A 3,655-nucleotide genomic window follows, 5' to 3' on the forward strand; every position below is an offset into this window, starting at 1 on the left:
TGTGCGCCAGACAAAAGCATGGCAGGGCGTGATACCGGCTTGGCATCAAGCCACTTCTTATGCCTTGTTACGATGTATGGTTCAGCGCTCTGAACCATTGCCATGCCCTATTATCTTATCTCTCTACCAGCAAGCTGTGGGCGGTTGCAGGTTAATCTGAATTGCCCCAATCGCAGCTCCGTACTCACGAGCAATGCTTGCAAGCGCTCGAATAGCAAGGGGATGAATAAACATATTCATTCAATCTGAGCCCCCTGGGCGCTATCATGCGTGCTGTTAAATCAAGATGGCTAATTAATATGCTCAACGACTTGCTCGCATTGATGGCTGACGGCCGCTTCCATTCCGGAGAGCGGCTTGGCGCACAAATGGGTGTGAGTCGGGCGGCAATCTGGAAAGTGCTCAGCCGTCTGGAAAAACAAGGCTTCCCGATCCAGCGTGTACGAGGCAAGGGCTATCGAATCCCGCCCAATGCCGTCCTCCTTGATCTTCCAAAAATCCGTGCCTCGCTTCCTGAATCATTGAAAGATGTTTGGGAGTGGCATGTGTCCCAGCAGATCGATTCGACTAACGCCCAGGCCCAGCGTCTCCTTCAGCTGGACGGGCCAAAGAGACTGATCTGCCTAAGTGAGCAACAGCTCGCAGGGCGTGGCAGGCGCGGGCGCGTTTGGGCTAGCCCCTTTGCCCAGAACATATACCTTTCTGTCGTCGAGCCTTTTGAGGGTGGCGCTCAGGCTCTGGAAGGTTTGAGCCTGGTAGTCGGTCTGGCACTTGTCGAAGCGTTAGAGGAAGCAGGGTATCGCGGTTGTAATCTGAAGTGGCCAAATGATGTATTGCTTGAAGGGAAGAAGCTGGCTGGCATTCTTGTAGAGCTATCGGGAGACTTCACCGCCGAGTGTCTGGTCGTAATCGGTGTGGGCGTGAATGTACTGATGCGCAATGAGTCCTCAGAACTAGACCAGCCTTGGACATCTTTGCTGATGTCAGGGCAAAAGCAGGAGCTAGACCGAAATCGTTTGATAGCCGGGTTCCTCTCGCATCTAGCCGAATCGCTTCGGCTGTTCAAGCGCGAGGGCTTTGCGCCCTTTGTTACGCGGTGGGAGCACCGCGATGCCTGGAGAAATCGTGCCGTGAGAGTTATCGCAGGTGACCTGGTGCAGGAAGGGGTCAGTCGCGGCGTGACTGCTCGGGGCGCATTAAGGCTGGTCTCGACGCAAGGTGAGACCCATATAAACGGGGGCGAGGTGAGCTTGAGGTTAAATGATGCTTCTTGAGCTGGATTGCGGTAATACCCTGATCAAATGGCGTCTTCTGGATCGCGAGGGGCGTGTGCGCGACCGGGACATGGCCCCAGACCTGGTAGAGCTTCAACGGCTGTTGGGTGGTCAGGAGCGGGAAATCCGAGGATGCCGTCTGGTCAGTGTCCGCTCTGCCGAAGAGACCCAGCTGATTATGGATCAGCTCACGAGCTGGCTCAAATTGCATCCCTTGCTTGCGCGAGCGAGCAATGCCCTAGCTGGTGTGACAAATGGGTACGAAGACTGCGCGAAGTTGGGTATGGATCGCTGGCTGGCGTTGGTTGCCGGTTATGAGCTCTGCAAAAGAGCCTGTGTTGTAATCGACCTGGGCACAGCGGTAACTGTCGACTTCGTTGATGCGGGGGGCATGCACCTGGGAGGATATATCGCGCCTGGGAGCAAATTATTGAGAACTGCTCTGGTGCGCCATACACGCTTGGTTCGTTACGATGAGCAGCCACTGGGTGATCTTCAGCTCCCCAAGCCTGGGACGTCGACAGGCGAAGCGGTGGAGTACGGTTGCGATCTCATGCTATCGGGTTTTGTTCGAGAGCAGTTGCGTATAGCCCATCAGCTGCTAGGCGACAGCATTGTGGTCATTCTTACCGGAGGCGATGCGGCCCGGATGGCCGAGCTCCTGCCAGGGGGCTGTCATGTGATCGGTGATCTGGTGTTCCAAGGACTGGCTCTTGCATGCCCACTGGAGGTGGATTGATGAAACCGGTATTCCTGTGTCTGCTGCTGCTTAATCTTCTATACGGTTTGTGGCAGTTGCAGGATCGTAGCGCCGAGCGTGCGCTGCGGGAGGCGGCTGATCAGCCGCTGGAGGACGGGCTGCCGGCTGGCTCGGCCGACACAGAGGTTATTCCGCTGGTCCCGCCTGTGCGCGAAGCAGCAGCCCCTCTGTGTGTCTACTTTGGTATCTTCGACAGAGCGGTTAGAGCCGAGCAACTGTTGCAGCGTCTGCTGGCATTGGGTATTCAATCGACTGTAGTGGAGCGTGAGATTCCTGGGCAGCCTCATTTCTGGGTAGTGATGGACGTCGAGGGTGGGCGGCGCGAGGCGCTGGCTCAGATCACCATCCTTCAAGACAGAGATGTTGATAGCTATTTGATCACCGAGGGGCCGCTTGCTGATGATGTGTCGTTTGGCATATTCGATAGCGAGGACGAGGCCGAGAATCGACTTGGAGAGCTCGAAGGTGCGGGATTCTCTGCAAGGGTGCAGCGCGTCGAGAATATGGATACTGAATATCTTGTACAGGTTGATCCGAGCGCTCGTCGTCTGGTCGATCAGGCATTGCTTTCGCGTCTTCAGATGGATTTTCCTGAGCTACAACAACAGTATCAGGTATGCGCCGAGGACATCGGCGAGTAAGTAGTCGACCAGCAAAAGCCCTGGCACCCGAACCCCCGCAGCGCGTCAATGTGGGGGTTGTTTTGGTTCGTGTGGCGATTTGGGGCGGCGCGAGCCGGATTGCTATGGCGTCGTGTGAGCAGAATATTGCAGTTCTAAGGTCTGTCTTGCTCAAGTAGCGGTTTTTTCTAACAAAAGTATTGACACATAAGCGCTTAGTGATGAAAATGGCGCCTCTTTTACGGAGGGGTTCCCGAGCGGTCAAAGGGATCAGACTGTAAATCTGACGGCTTAGCCTTCGAAGGTTCGAATCCTTCTCCCTCCACCAGATTTAGCAAGAGCCGAGCAGTCGGCGGGTATAGTTCAACGGTAGAACCTCAGCCTTCCAAGCTGATGGTGCGGGTTCGATTCCCGCTACCCGCTCCAGTTTGGATCTGCAACAGGTAACAAGCTCATGTAGCTCAGTTGGTAGAGCACACCCTTGGTAAGGGTGAGGTCAGCGGTTCAACTCCGCTCATGAGCTCCAGCATCAAGGCAGATATGCAAATATCTGCCTTTTATTTAATGGTCGCGTGACCGATTGCACTCAGGAATAGGGGATCTCTCGATGGCTAAAGAGAAGTTCGAACGTAAAAAACCGCACCTGAACGTGGGCACTATCGGCCACGTTGACCATGGCAAAACCACTCTGACCGCAGCACTGACTCGCGTTTGTGCCGAAGCCTACGGTGGGTCTGCCCGTGGTTTCGACCAGATCGATAACGCGCCGGAAGAAAAGGCTCGCGGTATCACCATCAACACCTCGCACGTAGAATACGATTCTCCGACTCGTCACTACGCGCACGTTGATTGCCCTGGTCACGCTGACTATGTGAAGAACATGATCACCGGTGCTGCGCAGATGGATGGCGCAATCCTGGTTTGTTCCGCTGCTGACGGCCCGATGCCGCAAACGCGCGAGCACATCCTGTTGTCCCGCCAGGTTGGCGTACCTTACATCG

The 3,655-nt window shown here is 55.3% G+C and carries 4 protein-coding genes and 3 tRNA genes; all 7 read left to right on the forward strand.

Annotation, left to right across the window (positions count from 1 at the left end):
- Positions 1–266 precede the first annotated feature (266 nt).
- Complete coding sequence (gene birA, locus FHK95_RS19845; protein WP_235906849.1) at positions 267–1,274, forward strand: bifunctional biotin--[acetyl-CoA-carboxylase] ligase/biotin operon repressor BirA; 1,008 nt, start codon at positions 267–269, stop codon at positions 1,272–1,274.
- Positions 1,264–2,013 (forward strand): type III pantothenate kinase, encoded by a 750-nt coding sequence (locus tag FHK95_RS19850; RefSeq protein ID WP_150306366.1) that lies wholly within the window; start codon positions 1,264–1,266, stop codon positions 2,011–2,013. Before birA ends, FHK95_RS19850 begins: the two co-directional genes overlap by 11 nt.
- A complete protein-coding gene (locus FHK95_RS19855; protein ID WP_178114869.1) occupies positions 2,013–2,675 on the forward strand; it encodes an SPOR domain-containing protein in 663 nt (220 codons plus the stop codon). Before FHK95_RS19850 ends, FHK95_RS19855 begins: the two co-directional genes overlap by 1 nt.
- A 222-nt stretch (positions 2,676–2,897) precedes the next feature.
- Positions 2,898–2,982: transfer RNA gene (locus tag FHK95_RS19860), tRNA-Tyr, on the forward strand.
- Between the two features lie 24 nt (positions 2,983–3,006).
- Positions 3,007–3,080, forward strand: a tRNA-Gly gene (locus FHK95_RS19865).
- 24 nt (positions 3,081–3,104) lie between these two features.
- Positions 3,105–3,180, forward strand: a tRNA-Thr gene (locus tag FHK95_RS19870).
- 81 nt (positions 3,181–3,261) lie between these two features.
- Positions 3,262–3,655: GTP-binding protein (locus FHK95_RS19875; protein ID WP_178114870.1), on the forward strand; the 394-nt coding region annotated here is incomplete at its 3' end.

The sequence above is a fragment of the Pseudomonas saliphila genome (genome assembly GCF_008638345.1).
GTDB classification, from domain to species: domain Bacteria; phylum Pseudomonadota; class Gammaproteobacteria; order Pseudomonadales; family Pseudomonadaceae; genus Halopseudomonas; species Halopseudomonas saliphila.